Source organism: Kribbella pittospori, from assembly GCF_004331465.1.
GTDB classification, from domain to species: Bacteria; Actinomycetota; Actinomycetes; order Propionibacteriales; family Kribbellaceae; genus Kribbella; species Kribbella pittospori.
In genome coordinates this window covers 644,941-663,994 of record NZ_SJKB01000002.1, presented here as the reverse complement: position 1 = coordinate 663,994, position 19,054 = coordinate 644,941, and the positions used below count along the sequence as shown (strand labels likewise).

The window sequence follows — 19,054 nt, the reverse complement described above, 5'->3', positions numbered from 1 at the left end:
ACGAGTTCATGCTCAAGTCCTTTCAGAGGCCGGGCGAGTCGGGTAATTTCGCGGCACCGCGCATCAAAGGTGATCGCAACGACGACGGAGAAGACATGGCCTTGACAGGACGAGACAAGACGTGGCCGAGGAAGCGATGGGCCCTCGGGCTGGCCGCTGCCGGGACGGCCGCTGTGCTCGGCTTGGCCACGGGGGGAACCGTGACCCAGGCGGCGACGGCGAAGCCCAAGCCGACGCACACCCAGATCCAGCTGCTCGCCATCAACGACTTCCACGGCAACCTGGAGCCGGCGACCGGCTCGAGCGGCAACATCAACGGCACGCCGGCCGGCGGGGCGGCGTACCTGGCCACGCACCTGAAGCAGCTGCGGGCGGCCGCGGAGGCCAAGGGCCAGGACTCGGTCACAGTCGCCGCGGGTGACCTGATCGGCGCCTCGCCGCTGCTGTCGGCCGCGTTCCACGACGAGCCCACGATCGAGGCTCTGAACGGGATGGGCCTGGAGGCCGCCTCGGTCGGCAACCACGAGTTCGACGAGGGCTGGCACGAGCTGCTCCGGATGCAGACCGGCGGCTGCCTGCCGGACGGCGACGGGCAGAACAACCAGAACTCCTGCCCGGACGCCAAGCACCCGTTCACGGGCGCCAAGTTCAAGTACCTGTCGGCGAACGTGTTCTTCGAGAACACGCAGAAGACGCTGTTCGCGCCGTACACGATCAAGAGCTTCAAGGACGGCCGCAAGGTCGGGTTCATCGGCATGACGCTGGAGAACACGCCGAACATCGTGACCAAGTCCGGGATCGAGGGCCTGACCTTCAAGGACGAGGTCGAGACGGCGAACGCGCTGGTTCCGGTGCTGAAGAAGAAGGGCGTGGAGTCGATCGTCGTGCTGCTGCACGAGGGTGGCTTCCCGGCCGACCCGCGGGCCTACAACAGCTGCCCGGGCATCTCCGGCCCGATCGTCGACATCAACGCCGGACTGGACCCGGAGATCGACGCGATCATCTCCGGCCACACCCACCAGGCCTACAACTGCACGCTGATGGACAGCGCCAAGCAGCCGCGGCTCGTCACCAGCGCCTCGTCGTTCGGACGGCTGGTCACCGATGTCCGGCTCAGCATCGACAACAAGACCGGTGACGTCGACCGGCTGAACACGATGGCGAACAACCAGATCGTCACCCAGGACGTCCCGCAGGACCGCAAGACCAGCGAGCTGATCGCGAAGTACAAGACGCTGGTCGACCCGATCGCGAACAAGGTGATCGGCCACCTCACCACCCCGTCGGTGGTGCGCACTCCCGACGACTCGCTCGAGTCACCGCTCGGCAACCTGATCGCGGACGCGCAACTGGCCGATCCGACGGTGGTGACCGACGGGAAGACGCCGGTGGTGGCGTTCATGAACCCGGGCGGCATCCGGGCCGACCTGGCGTCGACCGGTGGTCAGGTCACCTTCGGGCAGGCGTTCACCGTGCAGCCGTTCAACAACTTCCTGGTGTCGATGGACATGACGGGCACCCAGATCAAGGCCCTGCTGGAGCAGCAGTTCTCCGGGGTCAACGGTCCGGAGCCGGCCAAGTTCAAGGTGCTCCAGGTCGCCGGGATCACCTACACCTGGAACCCGGCCGCCGCGGCGGGCTCGAAGGTGGTGGCCGGATCGATCATGATCGCCGGTCAGCCGCTGGTGGACGCGACGACGTACCGGATCGTCACTAACAACTTCCTGTCCGACGGCGGTGACGGCTTCCCGGCCTTCACCACGGCGACAAGCAAGTTCTTCGGCGGCCTCGACATCGACGCGTTCGCGAACTACCTGACCGCGCACGACCCGTACACACCGGTTGCGACCGACCGGATCTCGATCGGTTCCTGACCTCAGAAGAAGAACTTCACCAGCACGAAGGCCAGGGAGGCGGCGGTGGTCAACGCCGCCTTCCCTGAGCCGAAGCCACGCTTGAACGCGGTGCCGAACACGGCGACCGTCAGCGGCACCAGCATGAGCAGCAGCGTGATCCCGGCCGCATGGACGCCGACGTGCGACCGCCCGGTCAGCACCAGGCCAAGTACGAACGCGAACGTCAGTCCGAGCCAGGTCGTGATCTGGATCGGCCCGTCGTCACTGCGATGCCCGCGATGCGACGCTCGGGTCGCACGGCGATGCGAAGTCGGAGCAACGTGCGCCATCGGTCACCTTCCGAAAAGAACCGAGTACGCAAGGTAGCAGCATCTTCCCCAGAAGGTAAAAGTCTCAGCCGCCCGCGAACGGGGGCAGAGCATCGACCTGAGCACCGGCGTGCAGCGGCGTGCCGGGATCGGCCCGCTGGCCGTCCAGCAGGAAGGTGCAGATGCCGAGCACCCGGGCCAGCTCGGGCCGGCCGGTGGAGACGGTGCCGATCAGGTCGCGGATCGAGGCGGCGTCGGCTGTCGCGGAGGACTCGCCGGCGGCGCTGCGCGCGGCGGCGAAGTACCTGATGGTCACTTCCGGCATCTGGGAGTACGCCTCACTGGTCGATAGCTCGTCCGCTATTATGTCAGCTTGCTGTTGCTACCCAGTGTGTCTCAGGTCCGCGGCAACGACGCCGCCGGGGCCTGACGACCGGGCACGAGGAGACAGCGTGAGTACGTTGCTTCTGCTGACGAACGCACTGCAGGCCTCCACGGAGGTGCTGCCGTCGCTCGCGCTGCTTCCGCATCAGATCCGGATCCTGCCCGCCGAGGTCGCCGCGCTGGTCGATGCTCCCGATGCGGATGCGGTCCTGCTCGACGCCCGCCGCGACCTGGTCGCCGTCCGGAGCGTGTCTCGTCTGATCCGCACCACCGGGATCGAGGTGCCGCTGATCCTGGTGGTCACCGAGGGCGGTCTGACCGCGGTGAACGCCGACTGGGGCGCGGACGACGTACTGCTCGACACCGCCGGTCCCGCCGAGATCGAGGCGCGGCTGCGGCTGGTGATCGGCCGCCTCGCCGCGGCCCGCGACGAGGACCCCGACTCCAGCCTGATCCGCACGGGCGACGTCGTGATCGACGAGGCGTCGTACACGGCGAAGCTGAACGGGCGGGCGCTCGACCTCACCTACAAGGAGTTCGAGCTGTTCAAGTTCCTCGCGCAGCACCCGGGCCGGGTGTTCACCCGCGAGCAACTGCTGCAGGAGGTCTGGGGCTACGACTACTTCGGTGGCACCCGGACCGTCGACGTGCACGTACGACGGTTGCGCGCGAAGCTCGGCCCGGAGCACGAGTCCCTGATCGGGACCGTCCGCAACGTCGGCTACCGCTTCGTCGTCCCACCGGTCACCGCCACCCGCGAAACCGCTGACGCGCCGGCCTGACCTCTTGGTCCTCCGGGCGGCCTCTTAGTCGTCCGGGCGGCCGCGGAGGCGCTTGGTCTGGCCTCGGCGCTTCTTGTCGTCGAGCCGGCGCCGGACGGACGACTTGCTCGGTTTGGTCGGCCGCCGCTTCCTCGGCGGTGGCGCGATCGCCTCCCGGATCAGCGCCACGAGCCGCTCGCGAGCCGCCTCCCGGTTCCGCCACTGCGACTTGTATTCCGACGCAGCGATCGTCACCACGCCGTCGACCAGCCGCGACCCCAGCCGTTCCAGCGCTCGCGCCTTCAGTACGTCGCTCAACGCCGTGGTCGCCGCCACGTCGAAACTCAGCTCCACCCGGCTGTCCGTCGTGTTCACCGACTGCCCACCCGGCCCACTGGACCGCGAGAACCTCCACGCCAACTCGCTGTCCGGAATGACCACCCCCGCCCGCACCACCAGTCCGTTCTCCACCCACCCATTGTCCAGTCGGAGGAGTGAAACGGCTGGTTGAAGCGTAAACACTGCGACGTACTGTGGATTGCTATGAGCCTGGGGACATGGGTACTGGTAGCGGCGGTTGCCGCTGGTGTCCTGTTCAGCCTGGCCAAAGTGTGGTGGGACGGGCGGTTCCGGAAGGTCGTGACGCGAGAAGTGGACGGCGTGGAGCGGGTTTCCGCGGCGGAGGTCGGTGCGGAGCTGGGGGAGCGGGCGACGCTGCTGCAGTTCTCGTCGGCGTTCTGCGCACCGTGTCGGGCGACCCGGCGGACGCTGGCCGAGGTCGAGGGCATGGTCGACGGCGTCCGGCATGTCGAGCTCGACGCCGAGTCGCACCTGGAGCTGGTCCGGCGGCTCGACATCCTGCGGACCCCGACGACGCTGGTGCTCGACCGCACCGGAGCGGTCGTCAAACGGGCCAGCGGTGCGCCGCGCAAGCCCGACGTGATCGCCGCGCTGGCGACCGCGCTCGACCGCCAGCCGCAGTAGACGGTGTCCGGTAGCTGCAACCCAATGGCGGATGCACCGCCTCGTAGGGAATGCTGTCCCACGTGAGCTACCCAGCCGGTTGGTACGACGACCCACAGGACCCGACCCAGCAGCGCTACTGGGACGGCAACGCCTGGACTGATCAGCGCCGCGGCCAGCAGGGTCCCGGTCCGTACCAGGGCCAGCAGTACGGGCAGCCCGCCCAGCACGGCCAGGTGTACGGCGGAGGGCAGTCCGGCCAGCCGAGCCAACCGCAGTACGGCCAACCCGCGCAGTACGGCCAGCCGGCGCAGTACGGACAGCCCCAGCAGTACGGGCAACCGCAGTACGGGCAGCCGCAGCAGCAGGGGCAGGGCTATCCGGCGTACCCGCAACAGCAGCAGGGCTACGGCTACCCCGGACTGCGGGTGCCGTCGACTCCGGACGGCCAGCCGCTGTCCGGCTGGTGGCGCCGCGTGTGGGCCCGGATCCTCGACTCGATCATCGTCGGGATCATCGGTCTGCCGCTGACCGGCTACTTCTACTACCAGTACATCCAGGTGATCTGGGACTACCTCGAAGACACCATGGACTCCGCGGCCGCGGGGAACACCCAGCCCAGCACCACGCTGCCGGCCGAGGCGTACCAGTGGATGATCCCGGCGGTCCTGATCGGGCTGCTGGTCGCCTTCGTCTACGAGTACCTCTTCCTCACCAAGAAGGGCTGGACCCCGGGCAAGAAAGCGCTCGGCATCGCGGTCCGGCTGCGCGACGTCCCGGGCCTGCCGCCGGGTCCGGCCGTGGCCAAGCGGTACGGCTTCATCATCGGCCTCAGCCTGCTCGGCGCCATCCCGCTGGTCGGCACGCTGTTCGGCTTCGTCGCGCTGATCAACTACCTCTGGCCGCTCTGGGACGACAAGAAGCAGGCCCTGCACGACAAGGTCGCCGGCACCAACGTGGTCCGGACCAACTAGGGTTGTCCGTAATCTGATCAGTTGTCTCACTCAGTGAGACCAGGGCGGGCCGGGTGGCCGGGCTTCCGTAGTCTCGATCCGTGGCATACACGACATGGCTGACCAAGCGCCGGGCAGTGGACAACTGCCGGGTGCGCTCGTCGCTGTGTCGTCGCCGCTGACCAGGCGGCGTCCCGAGCGCTGCGGAACCGGTCGCTGAGCACGGTTCCGCGTACGTCGTCTCCCCGCAAACCCGGGCGGGTCCGGCTCGAACCACTCCTTCTCCGGGAGTCGTCATGTCCGATCGGACGGCGCAACAGCACACGGTGAAACACCCCCAGGTCGATCCGCGGGGACTCCGGTTCGCGGCCGGTGTGACCACGGTGCTCCTGGCCCTGACGCTCGTACTGAACAGCCCCTGGCCGCTCGCGGTGCAGACCGTGGTGTTCGCGATCTCGGTCGCGTTCGGCGTCCAGGCCTCGCCGTACGGGCAACTGTTCAAGCGGCTGATCCGGCCACGGCTCGGTCCGCCCAAGGAGTTGGAGGATGCCGCTCCGCCGCGGTTCGCCCAGCTGGTCGGCCTCGTCTTCGCAGTCGTCGGTCTGGTCGGGTATCTGACCGGTGCGACGGTGCTCGGCGTGGTCGCCACCGGATTCGCCCTGGTCGCCGCGTTCGTGAACGCGGCCGTCGGGCTCTGCCTCGGTTGCGAGGCCTATCTGCTGATCCACCGCATTCGTACGCCTAACACCGCTACCAACTGAGAGGCAGCACACATGAGCAGGGAATCCGCGCTCGTCTCGGCCGACTGGGTCGAGGAGCACAAGAACGACGCCGGGGTCGTCCTGATCGAGGTCGACGAAGACGTCTCGGCGTACGACGCCGGCCACATCGCCGGTGCGATCAAGCTGGACTGGAAGGACGACCTGCAGGACCCGGTCCGGCGGGACTTCGTCAACCAGGAGCAGTTCGAGGCACTGCTGTCCGACCGCGGCGTGAAGAACGACGACACGGTCGTGCTGTACGGCGGCAACAACAACTGGTTCGCGGCCTACGCGTACTGGTACTTCAAGCTGTACGGGCACAGCGACGCCCGGCTGCTCGACGGCGGCCGCAAGCGCTGGGAGCTGGACAGCCGCGAGCTGACCGACGAGGTCGTCAAGCGCGAGGCCACCGAGTACAAGGCGAAGGCGCAGGACCTGAACATCCGCGCGTTCCGCGACGAGGTGAAGGACGCCATCGGCGTGAAGAACCTGGTCGACGTCCGCAGCCCGGACGAGTACGCCGGCCGGCTGCTGGCTCCGGCCCACCTGCCGCAGGAGCAGGCGCAGCGCGCCGGGCACATCCCGACCGCGGCGAGCATCCCGTGGAGCAAGGCGGCCAACGACGACGGCACCTTCCGCTCCGACGACGAACTGCAGAAGCTGTACGCCGACGCGGGCGTCGACTTCGGCAAGGACACCATCGCGTACTGCCGGATCGGCGAGCGCTCGGCGCACACCTGGTTCGTGCTGCACGAGATCCTCGGCCAGGCGAACGTGAAGAACTACGACGGATCCTGGACCGAGTGGGGTTCGCTGGTCGGCGTACCCGTTGCCCTCGGCGACGAGCCCGGAAAGGCCTGACACATGTGCGGAGCGAAGAAGGGCGGCCTCGACCTCAAGGGTGTCGACGTCGACAAGGAAGCCGTCATCCAGGGCCAGGTCCTGCGCGGCGAGGAGCCGGTCGGTGGCGCGTACGTGCGGCTGCTGGACTCCTCCGGTGAGTTCACCGCCGAGGTGCCGACGTCGGCGACCGGGCACTTCCGGTTCTTCGCGGCGCCGGGCAGCTGGACGCTGCGCACGCTGGCGCCGAAGGCCGACCCGGTCGACCGCCAGGTCGTCGCCCAGTACGGCGCGGTCGCGGAAGTGGCCGTCACCGTCTGAGCCGTCGATCGTTACTGATGGTGCCACCTCCACCCGACGGTGGCCCACCCTGAAGTAAGCCCCGAAGGGCCCGGACCTTGCGCGTTCGGGCCCTTCGGCATGTCCGGATCCGCCGCCGTACAGGGCTTTGCGGTCATCGTGCCCGGGTTACGGGTACAGCGGGAAATCTCGGCTGCCGGGCGGCCATGTAACGGTTTGGTCTCGGAGCGGGGTCAGCTCGTCACCTACCGCAATCGGCTGAGTTGTGTCTGTGTCCTGACCCGCACTTCGGGTCACGTCATCACTCAGGGAGGAGGGGTCAATGCGACCCCGCATCGGATACAAGAAGCTCGCCGCCGTCGGAGTTGCGGCGGTTGTCGGCGTGGCTTCTACGATCGCGCTGACTTCGGGTTCTGCGTCCGCCTCGCCGGTTTTCGGATACAGCGGCTACTCGTACGGGACCGACGTTGAATCCGGGCTGGCGAACAGCGGCCCGCAGGTGGTCAGCAAGTTCGGTTGCACCACGGACGCCACGAAGGCCGACAAGAACGACATCGCCACGGCGAACGTGAACAACCAGGCGATCGCCCGCAGCGTGCGGACCGACACGCACGCGTTCAACGACAAGCGCGGGACCGGCGTCACCAGCAACGCGACCGCCGTCGACATCAAGGTCGGCAACCTGCTCACGCTGACGGGTGTGAAGACCACCACCACGGCGAAGTACTCCAAGGGCCAGCTGTCCTACACCGGCAACACGACGTTCGCGGGTGTGAAGATCGGCGCCATCTCGGTGCCGTCGCTGATCAAGCCGAAGTGGAACACCAAGGTCGCGGTTCCGGGCCTGGGCTACATCGTGCTGAACCGCGTCGGTGGCGTGAAGACCAGCTCCGGCATCTACTCGTACGCGCAGGCGGTCGTGCTGCACGCGACGGTGAAGAACCAGTACATCCCGGAGGGTGTCGACGTCGCGGTGCTGAAGACCCGCGCGGAGATCTCCAAGCCGGCCACCGCGCTGGTGATCGGTGACGCGTACGGCACCAAGGCCAACGCCGACAAGCTGGTCGTCTCCGGCCCGACGTCGCTTCAGACCACCTGCCAGGGGACTGAGGGCAAGACGGTGCGGGTGGCCGTCGGCGAGCTGAACATCCCGAAGGTCGCCTACGTGGGTGCGGTCTACACCACGAAGAACGGCGCCATCGGCGAGAACAAGTCCTACATCAACTTCACCTCGCACGTCGGTGGAGTGAAGGTCGGCAACCTGTCGATCGGCGCCATCGAGTCCTCGGCGTCGGCGTGGAAGACCAAGGACGGCAAGGGCGGCGTGAGCTCGTCCTCGAGCATCGCCTCGATCAAGGTCGGCAACAAGACCTACCCGGTCGCGACCGGCGAGAACAAGACGCTGGAGATCCCGGGTGTCGCCCGGCTGACCTTCAACCAGGTCCTGCGGCAGCAGCGGTACATCTCCGTGAACGCCCTGGTGATCGACGTCTACAGCCTGAACACCAAGGTCATCGTCGGCCACTCGGCCGCCGGCGTCGTCAGCTGATCCAGCTCGACGTACCTTTCTGAGTCGAACCTCACCGACCCAGAACAGCACACCCGGCCCCGGGCCCGGATCTCACGATCCGAGTCCGGGGCCGGTGCTATTCCTGCCGCAACCGCGCGGCGAGCTCCGCGTTGCGTTGCGCGAACGTCCGCCAGGCAACCGGCGTGGCCTCCACCCGGTCGCGGGCCGTCGTCTCCGTCACCGCCTGCTGCGTCCAGGTCTGCATCCGGCCACCGAGTATGCGGAACCGCACCAGCACACCGTCCGACCAGCCGTGGACGTCGACATCGTGCGGCTCGAGCCGGGACACCTTCTGCTCCGCGACGATCCACTCGAACGCCGCAAGCTCGTCCTGCAGCTTGGCCGCGAACTCGAACCGGAGCCCGGCGGCGGCCACGTCCCGTCGACGTACCAACTCGGCGCGCAACGCAGTCACCGCGGCCGGATCACGCTCGAGTACGGCGCACGCCGTACGGGCCAGTGCCTCGCGGTCGTCCGGACCGATGCCGAACAACTCAGCGAACTCACGGACCGATCCGTTGGAGTCCGCCGTGTACTGCAGCGGCAGCACTCGCTGAAGTGCCGAGATCGCCTGCCGGACGCGCAATCCACCGAGGTACGGACCGAAGTGCGGCGCCGCCGGGCTGACGGTGTGCGTGAACCGCAGCCCCGGCCGTTGGGGTCCGTCGTCGAAGCGGATGTAGCCGACGACCTCGGCTCCGCCCTCCATGCGGTTCCAGCGCGGCTTCGAGTACTCCAGCAGGTTGCGCTCCAGCCAGGCTGCCTCATGCTCCGAATCGCACCAGACACTCTCGATCCGGGCGATCCGCTTGACCATCCGGGCCAGCCGGGGCCGGTCGCCGAGGTGGGTCCAGTACGACTGCACCCGGCGGCGCAGGTTGACCGCTCGGCCGATGTACAGCACCTTGCCGGCCTCGTCGCGGAAGCGGTACACGCCCGGCTCCTGCGGGAGTCGGCGGGCGACAGTACGGGCGGGGGCCACGGGCGGTCAGGCGTCCAGGATGAGGGTGACTGGACCGTCGTTGACGAGCGCGACGTCCATGTGGGCGCCGAACCTGCCGCGTTCGACCTTGGCGCCGAGTGACTCCAGGGCCGCGCAAAAGGCGTCGTACAAGGGTTCGGAGACCGGGCCGGGGGCGGCCGCGCTCCACGACGGACGGCGGCCCTTGCGGGTGTCGGCGTACAGGGTGAACTGGCTGATCGCGAGGATCGGTGCCTGCTCGTCGGAGGCGGACCGCTCGTCGTGGAGGATGCGCAGGGTCCAGATCTTGGCGGCGAGTGTCTTCGCCTTCTCCTCGGTGTCGTCATGCGTGACGCCGAGCAGGACGACCAGCCCCGGACCCTCGATCGCTCCGACCACTTCACCGTCGACGGTCACCGACGCCTGGCTCACCCGCTGTACTACAGCTCTCATGGAACCATCCTGCCCTGCGGGATATGGTCCGGTCATGGCGTCCACTCTGATCACCGTTGCCCCGACCGGTGCCGAGACCGCGAAGGCGGACTGCCCGGCTCTGCCGACCACGCTCGACGAGCTGGTGGAGACGGCGAAACGGTGTGAAGCCGCCGGAGCGGCGATGATCCACCTGCACATCCGCGACGGCGAGCACCGGCCCACGCTTGAGCTCAGCCGCCTGACCGACGCGGTCGCCGCGATCCGGGCGAACACCGGGCTGATCGTGCAACTGTCGACCGGTGGCGCGGTGACCGATCCGTACGACCACCGGCTCCGGGTGCTCGACGCCGGTCCCGACTCCTGCTCGCTGACGATGGGGACCGTCAACTTCGGTGACGACGTGTTCATGAACCCGTGGCCGTTCGTGGCCGAGCTCTACCAGCTGAGCCAGGAGCGCGAGGTGGTCCCGGAGTTCGAGTTGTTCGACCTCGGGCATGTGGCCGCGCTTCACCGGCTGCTGGACAAGTTCGGCTTGCCGTACGGCGGCCGCGTGCACTGCGACCTGGTGATGGGAGTCCCAGGCGGCATGCCCGGCACGACGGACGCCCTCGTGGCAGCCGTCAACGCACTCCCCGCCGCGGTCACGTCCTGGTCAGCGACAGGCATCGGGCGTACGTCGCTCAACGTCGCACTGGCGGCCTTGTCGAAGGGCGGTCACCTCCGAGTCGGCATGGAGGACACGCTGACGCTGGCGAAGGGCCGGCCGGTCACGCACAACGCCGAACTGGTCGAGCGCGCCGCGGCCCTCGCGACGATGGCTCAGCGCCCGCCGATGTCGCCGGACGAGGCGCGCGACTTCTTGAACGTGAAGCGGGACCGCTGAACCACGAACCACACCACGCCGATCACGATGATCGTTGCCTCCAGCAATAGCCAGTCGCGCAGATAGTCGCGCGGCAGCACGGTCGGGTTGACGCCCTTGCCCTGCCGCAGCAGCAGCGGGATCGCGATCAGTGTGGTCAGACCGACGTACAGCAAGGTGGTTCGGACCGCGCTGATGGTGCGGTGATGGTCCGGACCGGCGGACCAGCGGGTGACCAGCCAGCCGGTGGCGACGGTCAGCGGGACCAGGAAGAAGTCATCGGCCAGCACCGCGCCGGCGAGCCACAGCGGCAGCCGGATGAGCGCTTGGAGCTGCACTGCGTCCAGCAGGAGCCACAGTCCCCAGAGGCCGACGCCGATACCGGCAGCTGCGAGGGATGCCCGGAGCTTCATGCGATCACCTCCAGGCGGTGGACCCACTTGGTCTGCAGTACGCCGGGCCGGTTCGGCGCGATGATCCGAGCCGGATAGCCGTGGTCGAGGGCCAGCTCACCGCCGTTCAGGCGTAGCGCCAGCAGGGTGAGTGGATCATCGGCGAACTCGGGCGGCAGCTCGCTGGTCGCGTAGAAGCCGCCCTTCTCCATCGAGACCACCCGGACCCTGGAACCCTTCGGCGCCCCGCACAGCTGCAGGAGATCGCGGATCCGAATGCCCTCCCATCGAGCGCCCTGACTCCAGCCCTCGACGCACGCGATCGGCAGGTCGGACCTGCTCTGCGGCAGCTGTTGCAACTCGTCGAGCGTGTACGACAGCTCCTGTGGTCCTTTGATCGTGAAGCGCCAGTCCGGTCCGATCCCGGTGACACCCGCGTCGTGCGCCGTACGGTTGATCGGCAGGCCCTGCGGACCGATGTTCGGCTTGCGAGGCGCCAGCACCGCGACCGGGCCGAGGGCCGGAACGGATTGGCCGACCGACGTGATGCCGGCCAGCGCGGCCGCCCCGGCGACCGTCCGGAACAGCCCGCGGCGGGTCAGTCCGGTGATTGCTGGCGGCAACGACTCGGCGACGGTCTCGGAGGTTGCGCGCCAGTGCGCGACGATCAGCGGGAGCTTGACCGCGAGGTGGACCAGCAGTGCGCCGATGATGATCCAGGCCAGCGCGTAATGCGTTTGTTTGAAGGGAAACGGCCACGGATACCACTGCAGCGTGTTGACGAACCCGATGAACAACTCCAGTGCCATCGCGGACACCAGCACCAGGATCGACAGCCGCTCGAGGACGTTCGCCAGTGCCTGGCGGCTCGGCGGCCAAGGGAGCTTGGCGAACAGTTTGGGATAGACCGTCCACAACTTTGCCAGCAGCAACGGCACGGCGACCGTGCCACTCAGGACGTGCAGCCCCTGCGTCACGCGGTACAGGGAGGCCGGCCGGCTGGGGATGTGAAGCCAGCCAGGGGTCTCCTGCTGGAAGTGGCTGAACAGCCCGGTCAGGAAGCAGATCGTCACCGCGATCCCGAGCCAGCGTCCGATCACCACCGCGACCCGCGGCTGGTGCAGCGGGGAGGGGAACGACTTCTCCGTCGGGGGCGCCGGAAGCTTCATGCTTCCACTACAACGCAGATCACCTGCCCCGAACGTCGCTCAGCGGTTACTGCTCGCGAACGGCCGGACCGTCAGTAGACGATCGCCTGCGTCCCGTCGGTGAGGATCTCCTCGGTGAACGCCGGGGCTCCGGCGACCCGGGTGCCGGGGAGCAGCTCGGCCTCGGTGAGGTCCCGACGCTTCGCGCACTGGGTGCACACCGTGAGCTGCCCGCCCTCCAGAACCGTGCCGACCAGGTCCGCCAACGGGGCCGCGTGCGGGAGTTCGAAGGTCTCGGCGCGTCCGGGGACGGCGAACCAGACGGCGTCGCCGGTCAGCCACAGGGAGACGGTCGCTCCGGCGGCCACGGCGGTCGCGGCGACGGTGAACGCCTGGTTCGCGCGTTCGGCCTCTTCGGCGCCTGCGGTCAGCTTGATCACCAGGGTGCGGGACATCACGCCACGGTAACCGAAGCTTCCGGGCCGGTATCCCCTAGACTGGCCGACGTGTTGCACGTCATCTTCACCTCCCTGCTGATCCTGGTCTGCGTGTTCATGGCCTGGTTCTCGGCGTTCGTCGTCTACCGGCTGTACCGCGGCCGCAGCGCGAACTGAGTGACCTGATGGCGTTCGAGATCCCGCAGGACCTGCATCCGGACCTGATCCCACTCGCGTGGCTGCTCGGTCGCTGGGAGGGCCGCGGCCACGGCGACTACCCGACGATCGAGAAGTTCGAGTTCGGGCAGCAGATCGACTTCAGCCACAACGGCAAGCCGTACCTGCACTACGTCAGCCAGACCTACGTGGTCGGCGAGGACGGCACGAAGGAGCGCCCGCTGGCGGTCGAGACCGGATTCTGGCGGCCGCAGCCGGACAACAAGGTCGAGGTCATCCTGGCCCACCCGACCGGCTTCGCCGAGATCTGGTACGGCGACATCGACGGCGCGAAGATCGAGTTGCAGACCGACGTCATCGCCCGGACCGTGAGCGCCAAGGAAGTCACCGCCGGTCACCGCCTCTACGGCCTGGTCAAGGGTGAGCTGCTCTGGGCCTACGACATGGCCGCCGAGGGCCAGCCGCTCCAGCCTCACCTCTGGGCGACGCTGGTCCGCTCCAGCTAACTCTCGGCCACCCAGGAGTACTCGACCTTCGGTCGTCCGCTGCGGCCGTCGTATCGCTGGGTGCGGAGTGCCTGGCCCTGGTCGGCGAGGTGCTCGAGGTAGCGGCGCGCGGTGATCCGGGAGGTGCCGAGGGACGTCGCGACCTCCTCCGCGGTCCAGCCCTCCCGGTTGCCGAGCAGCTGGACGACGCGATCCAGCACCGATCCGGCCAGGCCCTTGGGCACCGACGAAACGGTTGCTGGGTGCAACAACCGGTCGACCTCGTCCTGATCCGCGACGACCTGCCCCGCCTCAGCCGCTCGCCGCTGACGCGCGTACGCCGTCAGCCGGTCCCGCAAAGTCTCGTAGGCAAAGGGTTTCAGCACATACTGCACGACGCCGATCCGGGCCGCGGCCTGCACCGCAGCCACCTCGCGCGCCGACGTCACCGCGACCACGTCGATCTGGTTGCCCAGGGCCCGCAGCCGGCGGACCACGTCGAGTCCGTGCCCGTCGGGCAGGTTCATGTCCAGCAGGACCAGGTCGATCTCACCACGGGTCAGCACCTGTAGCGCACGGGCCGCCGTACCGGCGACGCCGATGCACGTGAAGCCCTGCAGACGATCGACGTACGTGCGATGGGCCTCCGCGGCGACCGGGTCGTCCTCGACCACGAGGACCCGCAGGTCAGGCACTGGCGCTCACCGCCCGCGGCAGCCGGACCCGGACAGTCAGCGCCGGTACGTCGTCCAGCTCGGAGTCCGGGTCGACCATCAGCGTGCCCTGCCAGCGCTCGACCGTGCTGCGTACCAGCACGAGGCCGAGTCCGTGCCCCGGCTCCACCTTCGTCGTCCAGCCTCGGTCGAACATGTGGGCCAGCTCGGTCGCACCCAGCTCCGCTCCGGTGTTCGTGACGATCAGGTCGATCGCGTCACGCGTCGTACCCGCCCGCAGCTCGACCCGGCGCGGAGCGGGACCACCCCGCGCAGCCTCGATCGCGTTGTCCAGCAGGTTTCCGACGACGGTGACCACGTCCTGCGCGGGCAGCCGTGTGTTCAGCGGCTCGTGGCCGAGCTCGAGCGTCAGGACCACGCCGCGTTCCTGCGCCTGCGCGAGCTTGGCAAGCAGCAGCGACGCAAGCACGGGATCACCGACCGTACCGACTACGCGATCCGTCATCGCCTGCGCGAACTGCAGCTCGGACACCGCGAACTCGCGGGCCCGTTCCGGTCTGCCGATCTCGATCAGGCTGACCACGGTGTGCAGCCGGTTGGACGCCTCGTGGTTCTGCGCCTGCAGGGAGTCGGCCAGACTGCGCACCGCATCCAGCTCACCGAGCAGCCGCTGCAGCTCGGTGTGGTCTCGCAGCGTCACGATCCGGCCGGAGCGTGACGGTTGCTGGTTCACGACCACGACACCCTGCTTCCCGAGGTGGAGTTCGTCGTACGCCGTCCTGCCCGCGCGCAGCAACTCGGCGAGGGTGGAGGGGAGATGCAGGTCCTCGATCGGCGTACCCGGGATGACCTCGCTGAGGCCGAGTAGCTCCAGGGCTTCGTCGTTGGCGAGCTGGACGCGGCCGTCGGCGTCCAGCAGGATCAGCCCCTCGCGGGCGGCGTGCAGCACGCCCTCATAGAAGTCGAGCATGCGGGCCAGCGACTGGGTGCCCATCCCGCGGGTGGCCCGGCGAACCCGCCAGGTGACCAGCGCGTTGCCTGCGATCGCGACCCCGAGCATGAGGCTGGCGACACCGAGCATCGAGCGCATGTCGAGCTGGATCAGCTCCCACCAGCCGGGTGGCGCGACGCCGGCGGCCGCCGCATCCCGCTCGGCCTGCGCCCGGGACCGGCTGACCATGGTGATCGCCACCATCAGGATCAGGATCGCGACCGTGACCGTCTGCAGCCAGAGAACCTGGCGGCGCAGTTCCCACGGCCGGCGACGCATGCGGACAGTCTGCACCGAGAACGATATGAACGAAACGCGCACTTCTCCTGTGCGTCACGTCACAGTTACCCAAGCAGCATCCGGCCCCTCCTCCACTGCCCGCCGGCCGATACAGGGAGTCCCACCATGTCGAGCCCGACCGAACCGCGACCGACCCCGGTCCGCAACGACCGGACCCATTTCCTCTACATCGCCGTCATCGTCGCCGTCCTGCTCGGCATCGGTGTCGGCTTCCTCTTCCCGGACTTCGCGGTCGAGCTGAAACCGCTCGGCACCGGATTCGTGAACCTGATCAAGATGCTGATCAGTCCCATCATCTTCTGCACGCTGGTACTCGGCATCGGCTCGGTCCGGCAGGCCGCCAGCGTCGGCAAGGTCGGCGGTCTCGCGCTCCTCTACTTCCTGGTGATGTCGACAGTCGCGCTCGGTATCGGCCTGGTGGTCGGCAACATCGTCCAGCCGGGTTCCGGTCTGAACCTGACCGACAAGCTCCGCGAGACCGGACAGAAGCAGGCCGCCGGCGCGCACGAGAGCACGACCGACTTCATCCTCGGCATCATCCCGAAGTCGCTGCTGTCCTCGCTGACCGAGGGTGAGGTGCTGCAGACCGTGCTGGTCGCCCTGCTGGTCGGCTTCGCGCTGCAGGCGATGGCTGCCAAGGGCGAGCCGATCCTCACCGCCATCGGGCACATCCAGCGGCTGGTGTTCAAGATCCTGTCGATGATCATGTGGACCGCGCCGATCGGTGCGTTCGGTGCGATCGCGGCCGTCGTCGGCGCCACCGGCTGGGACGCGCTGGTCAGCCTGGGCAAGATCATGCTGGCCTTCTACATCACCTGTCTGCTGTTCGTGATCGTTGTCCTGGGCACCGTTCTCCGCGTGGTCACCGGCATGTCGATCTTCCAGCTACTGCGCTATCTGGGCCGCGAGTTCCTGCTGATCGTGTCCAGCTCGTCGTCGGAGACCGCGCTGCCGCGGCTGATCGGCAAGATGGAGCATCTCGGCGTCGGCAAGCAGGTCGTCGGTATCACCGTCCCGACCGGCTACTCGTTCAACCTGGACGGCACCGCGATCTACCTGACGATGGCGTCGCTGTTCATCGCCGAGGCGATGGACACACCGTTCTCGATCGGCCAGCAGATCTCCCTGCTGCTGTTCATGATCGTGGCCTCGAAGGGCGCTGCCGGTGTCACCGGTGCGGGCCTGGCCACGCTGGCCGGCGGCCTGCAGTCGCACCGGCCGGAGCTGGTCGACGGCGTCGGTTTGATCGTCGGCATCGACCGGTTCATGTCCGAGGCTCGAGCGCTGACGAACTTCGCCGGCAACGCGGTCGCGACCGTCCTGGTCGGGCACTGGGTCGGGGCGTTCGACAAAGAGCAGGCCAAACAGGTCTTCGCCGGCGACGATCCGTTCGACGAGGCCGCCTTCGCGGCCGGAGACACCCACGCGGGCGACGTTCCCCTCGAGGACAGCCGCAGTACCGAGCCCAGCCGCGTGACCGACCACTGAGCCACCTGTCCCACCCCTCCGGCACTGCCCGTCAGCTCCCCCCCGCTGACGGGCAGTGCTGCGTTCAGCTGCCTGCGAGCTTCTGGACGACCGGGGCCAGATCGTCGAGGTACGTCGAGTTGACCGTGATGTACGTCGTACCGAAGGTGTCCCTCCGGCGCTCCAGTTCGTCCACCATCTGCTGAGGCGTACCGCGCAGCATCATCAGCGAGTCACTCGCCTCCAACTCCTCCGGCTCGACTCCGGCGGCCTGCTTCGTCCACGGCGGCAGTTCGCGCGTGCCTGCCGCGAAGAGGTTCATCGCCAGCTCGATGTCGTCCGCGCGCGGTCCGGCCAGCTCACGCAGGTCCTGGATGAGTCGAAGGATCTCCGCACGCGGTGTCATCGCGTCCTTGGCGATCGAAACGATGTCGGCCCGGGCCGCGGCCAGAGCCAGTGCCCGTGGTCCACCGGCGGCGAGCATGATCGGCGTACGACGGTCGCCGTCGAGGTCCGCCAGCAGGTCGAGGGTCTCGCGGACCTGGTCGCGACGCTCCTTGCCCGATCCGAAGGGCAGGCCGATCTCGGCCGCCTGCTGCTCGACACCGGGCCGTCCGGTCCCGATGCCGAAGTCGAAGCGGCCGTCGGTGAGGACGGTCAGCGTGTGCGCATCCCAGGCGGCCTGGCGGGGCGTCCGCAGCGGGGCCGCGGCCACGAAGGTCCCGACCCGGATGTCGGCCAGCGTCGCGGCCATCGCGAGCGAGGCGAACGGTGACGGCAGCTGCAGGCCGTCGGGCATCAGCACGCTGGTGTAGCCGAGCTCCGCGGCCCGTCGCACCGTCGTGGTCCACTGCTCCGCGGTCGTCGGGCTGCCCACGACGCCGAAGCGGAATCGCTTGTCACTCATCGCCTTGCTCCCTTCACTGGATTCGATACCTCCACCCTGCCGTCGGGCGGGGTTGTCCACATCCCACGACGGGAGGCGTTCGCCGTACGCCGGCCGACGTACTCTGGTGACATGTCACGGATGCGCAGCCCCCTGCTCGACCGCCCCGGCGCGGTCGAGGCCGACGGACTCGACGCCGGGGTCGCGGCCCACTACGGCTCGGACCTGCGGGAGCAACGCGCCCTGGTCGCGGGGAAGGCGTTCGTCGACCTGTCCCACCGTGAGGTCGTCACGATCACCGGTCCCGACCGGCTGACCTGGCTGCACGCGCTGACGACGCAGTACTTCGAGGGGCTTACGCCCGGTACGTCGACCACCGCGCTGCTGCTGTCGCCGACCGGCCATGTCGAGCACGTGATGTACGGCGTCGACGACGGCGAGACGTTCTGGCTGCACACCGAGCCCGGCGCGGCCGCGGCCCTGGTCGAGTGGCTGCAGAAGATGGTGTTCATGTCCCGGGTGGAGATCGCGGACGTGACCGACGACTACGCGATCGTCTGGCGGCCCGGACCGGCTCCCGCGGACGGTCCGTTGACCCGCAGCGGCGCGGACTCGCTCGGCGGGCACGAGGTGTTCCTGCCGCGCGCCGAGTTGGCGGGTCTGGAGGGTCCGGCAGCCGGAGTCTGGGCGTACGAGGCGCTCCGGATCGAGGCGGGCAACCCACGGTTCGGCCTGGACACGGACGAGCGCGCGATTCCGAACGAGCTGGGCTGGCTCGGCGTCGGCGTACATCTGGACAAGGGCTGCTACCGCGGCCAGGAGACGGTCGCCCGGGTGAACAACCTCGGCCGCCCGCCGCGCCGGCTGGTGCGGCTGCACCTGGACGGTTCGGTCGACCACCTGCCCGCGCACGGGTACGCCGTCCGCGTGGGGGACAAGCAGGTCGGGTTCATCGGGTCCGCGGCGCGGCATCACGAGCTGGGTCCGATCGCATTGGCGCTGGTGAAGCGGAACGTGGACCCCGCGGCCGTGATCGAGGTCGTCGCCGAGGATCAGCCGACGGTGACCGCGACCCAGGAGGTCCTGGTCGACCCCGAGGTGGGGCTGCACGTGCGCTCGCAGCTGTGAGCCGGATCATTCGCA

General features: G+C 68.4%; 23 protein-coding genes. 12 read left to right on the top strand and 11 right to left on the bottom strand.

What is annotated here, in order from left to right; translation table 11 throughout:
- Nucleotides 1–95 precede the first annotated feature (95 nt).
- Nucleotides 96–1,874, top strand: a complete 1,779-nt coding sequence (locus tag E0H73_RS09735; protein ID WP_131353154.1) for a bifunctional metallophosphatase/5'-nucleotidase — start codon at nt 96–98, stop codon at nt 1,872–1,874.
- A gap of 2 nt (nt 1,875–1,876) precedes the next feature.
- Here the strand turns inward: E0H73_RS09735 and E0H73_RS09730 are convergent, their stop codons facing one another.
- Together E0H73_RS09730 and E0H73_RS09725 are read right to left on the bottom strand one after the other, a co-directional pair.
- Nucleotides 1,877–2,185, bottom strand: coding sequence for a hypothetical protein (locus tag E0H73_RS09730; RefSeq protein WP_131353153.1), 309 nt, complete (start codon nt 2,183–2,185; stop codon nt 1,877–1,879).
- 64 nt (nt 2,186–2,249) lie between these two features.
- Nucleotides 2,250–2,489: a MoaD/ThiS family protein gene (locus E0H73_RS09725; protein ID WP_131353152.1), complete on the bottom strand. Its 240-nt coding sequence runs from the start codon at nt 2,487–2,489 to the stop codon at nt 2,250–2,252.
- A gap of 127 nt (nt 2,490–2,616) precedes the next feature.
- Between E0H73_RS09725 and E0H73_RS09720 the strand changes: the two genes are divergently transcribed.
- Nucleotides 2,617–3,330 (top strand): winged helix-turn-helix transcriptional regulator, encoded by a 714-nt coding sequence (locus E0H73_RS09720; protein WP_131353151.1) that lies wholly within the window; start codon nt 2,617–2,619, stop codon nt 3,328–3,330.
- Nucleotides 3,331–3,354: 24 nt separating this feature from the next.
- On the opposite strand, the gene arfB is transcribed toward E0H73_RS09720, so the two are convergent.
- Entirely contained in the window at nt 3,355–3,780 is a 426-nt protein-coding gene (arfB, locus tag E0H73_RS09715; RefSeq protein WP_131353150.1) for an alternative ribosome rescue aminoacyl-tRNA hydrolase ArfB, read from the bottom strand.
- Between the two features lie 72 nt (nt 3,781–3,852).
- On the opposite strand from arfB, the gene E0H73_RS09710 reads away from it, so the two are divergent.
- The 6 genes from E0H73_RS09710 (at nt 3,853) to E0H73_RS09685 (ending at nt 8,675) form a co-directional block, all read left to right on the top strand.
- Nucleotides 3,853–4,293, top strand: a complete 441-nt coding sequence (locus E0H73_RS09710) for a TlpA family protein disulfide reductase (RefSeq protein WP_131353149.1) — start codon at nt 3,853–3,855, stop codon at nt 4,291–4,293.
- A 62-nt stretch (nt 4,294–4,355) separates the two neighbouring features.
- Nucleotides 4,356–5,246, top strand: coding sequence for an RDD family protein (locus tag E0H73_RS09705; RefSeq protein WP_165555555.1), 891 nt, complete (start codon nt 4,356–4,358; stop codon nt 5,244–5,246).
- Between the two features lie 275 nt (nt 5,247–5,521).
- Nucleotides 5,522–5,986, top strand: a complete 465-nt coding sequence (locus tag E0H73_RS09700; RefSeq protein WP_131353147.1) for a DUF4395 domain-containing protein — start codon at nt 5,522–5,524, stop codon at nt 5,984–5,986.
- 12 nt (nt 5,987–5,998) lie between these two features.
- Nucleotides 5,999–6,847 carry a sulfurtransferase gene (locus E0H73_RS09695; protein WP_131353146.1) on the top strand — a complete coding sequence of 283 codons (849 nt, stop codon included), beginning with the start codon at nt 5,999–6,001 and terminating at the stop codon, nt 6,845–6,847.
- A 3-nt stretch (nt 6,848–6,850) separates the two neighbouring features.
- Nucleotides 6,851–7,147, top strand: a complete 297-nt coding sequence (locus tag E0H73_RS09690) for a DUF1416 domain-containing protein (protein ID WP_131353145.1) — start codon at nt 6,851–6,853, stop codon at nt 7,145–7,147.
- Between the two features lie 301 nt (nt 7,148–7,448).
- Complete coding sequence (locus tag E0H73_RS09685) at nt 7,449–8,675, top strand: choice-of-anchor P family protein (RefSeq protein ID WP_131353144.1); 1,227 nt, start codon at nt 7,449–7,451, stop codon at nt 8,673–8,675.
- Nucleotides 8,676–8,772: 97 nt separating this feature from the next.
- Here E0H73_RS09685 and E0H73_RS09680 read toward each other — a convergent pair whose 3' ends face one another.
- Complete coding sequence (locus E0H73_RS09680; RefSeq protein WP_165555553.1) at nt 8,773–9,630, bottom strand: GIY-YIG nuclease family protein; 858 nt, start codon at nt 9,628–9,630, stop codon at nt 8,773–8,775.
- Between the two features lie 54 nt (nt 9,631–9,684).
- On the bottom strand, nt 9,685–10,110 hold the full coding sequence (dtd, locus tag E0H73_RS09675; protein WP_131353142.1) for a D-aminoacyl-tRNA deacylase: 426 nt from the start codon (nt 10,108–10,110) through the stop codon (nt 9,685–9,687).
- A 34-nt stretch (nt 10,111–10,144) separates the two neighbouring features.
- Between dtd and E0H73_RS09670 the strand changes: the two genes are divergently transcribed.
- The gene (locus E0H73_RS09670; protein ID WP_131353141.1) at nt 10,145–10,975 is read left to right on the top strand and encodes a beta-keto acid cleavage family enzyme; all 831 of its coding nucleotides are present in this window, start codon (nt 10,145–10,147) and stop codon (nt 10,973–10,975) included.
- Here E0H73_RS09670 and E0H73_RS09665 read toward each other — a convergent pair.
- The 3 genes from E0H73_RS09665 to E0H73_RS09655 form a co-directional block, all read right to left on the bottom strand.
- Entirely contained in the window at nt 10,912–11,367 is a 456-nt protein-coding gene (locus tag E0H73_RS09665; protein WP_131353140.1) for a hypothetical protein, read from the bottom strand. The two genes, E0H73_RS09670 and E0H73_RS09665, sit on opposite strands and share 64 nt — an antisense overlap.
- On the bottom strand, nt 11,364–12,515 hold the full coding sequence (locus tag E0H73_RS09660; protein WP_131353139.1) for a molybdopterin-dependent oxidoreductase: 1,152 nt from the start codon (nt 12,513–12,515) through the stop codon (nt 11,364–11,366). The genes E0H73_RS09665 and E0H73_RS09660 overlap by 4 nt, the downstream gene beginning before the upstream one ends.
- Before the next feature lie 71 nt (nt 12,516–12,586).
- Complete coding sequence (locus E0H73_RS09655) at nt 12,587–12,949, bottom strand: DsrE family protein (RefSeq protein WP_131353138.1); 363 nt, start codon at nt 12,947–12,949, stop codon at nt 12,587–12,589.
- Nucleotides 12,950–13,116: 167 nt separating this feature from the next.
- Between E0H73_RS09655 and E0H73_RS09650 the strand changes: the two genes are divergently transcribed.
- Nucleotides 13,117–13,614, top strand: coding sequence for a heme-binding beta-barrel domain-containing protein (locus E0H73_RS09650; RefSeq protein WP_131353137.1), 498 nt, complete (start codon nt 13,117–13,119; stop codon nt 13,612–13,614).
- Here the strand turns inward: E0H73_RS09650 and E0H73_RS09645 are convergent.
- Both E0H73_RS09645 and E0H73_RS09640 read right to left on the bottom strand, forming a co-directional pair.
- Entirely contained in the window at nt 13,611–14,288 is a 678-nt protein-coding gene (locus E0H73_RS09645) for a response regulator (RefSeq protein WP_131353136.1), read from the bottom strand. The genes E0H73_RS09650 and E0H73_RS09645 overlap by 4 nt on opposite strands.
- On the bottom strand, nt 14,281–15,537 hold the full coding sequence (locus E0H73_RS09640) for a sensor histidine kinase (protein ID WP_131353135.1): 1,257 nt from the start codon (nt 15,535–15,537) through the stop codon (nt 14,281–14,283). Before E0H73_RS09640 ends, E0H73_RS09645 begins: the two co-directional genes overlap by 8 nt.
- Before the next feature lie 126 nt (nt 15,538–15,663).
- Here E0H73_RS09640 and E0H73_RS09635 point away from each other — a divergent pair, with 126 nt between their 5' ends.
- Nucleotides 15,664–17,046, top strand: coding sequence for a cation:dicarboxylate symporter family transporter (locus tag E0H73_RS09635; RefSeq protein ID WP_131353134.1), 1,383 nt, complete (start codon nt 15,664–15,666; stop codon nt 17,044–17,046).
- Between the two features lie 64 nt (nt 17,047–17,110).
- On the opposite strand, the gene E0H73_RS09630 is transcribed toward E0H73_RS09635, so the two are convergent.
- Nucleotides 17,111–17,932, bottom strand: a complete 822-nt coding sequence (locus E0H73_RS09630; RefSeq protein ID WP_131353133.1) for an LLM class flavin-dependent oxidoreductase — start codon at nt 17,930–17,932, stop codon at nt 17,111–17,113.
- 111 nt (nt 17,933–18,043) lie between these two features.
- On the opposite strand from E0H73_RS09630, the gene ygfZ reads away from it, so the two are divergent.
- Nucleotides 18,044–19,039 (top strand): CAF17-like 4Fe-4S cluster assembly/insertion protein YgfZ, encoded by a 996-nt coding sequence (gene ygfZ, locus E0H73_RS09625; RefSeq protein ID WP_131353132.1) that lies wholly within the window; start codon nt 18,044–18,046, stop codon nt 19,037–19,039.
- Nucleotides 19,040–19,054: the final 15 nt, after the last annotated feature.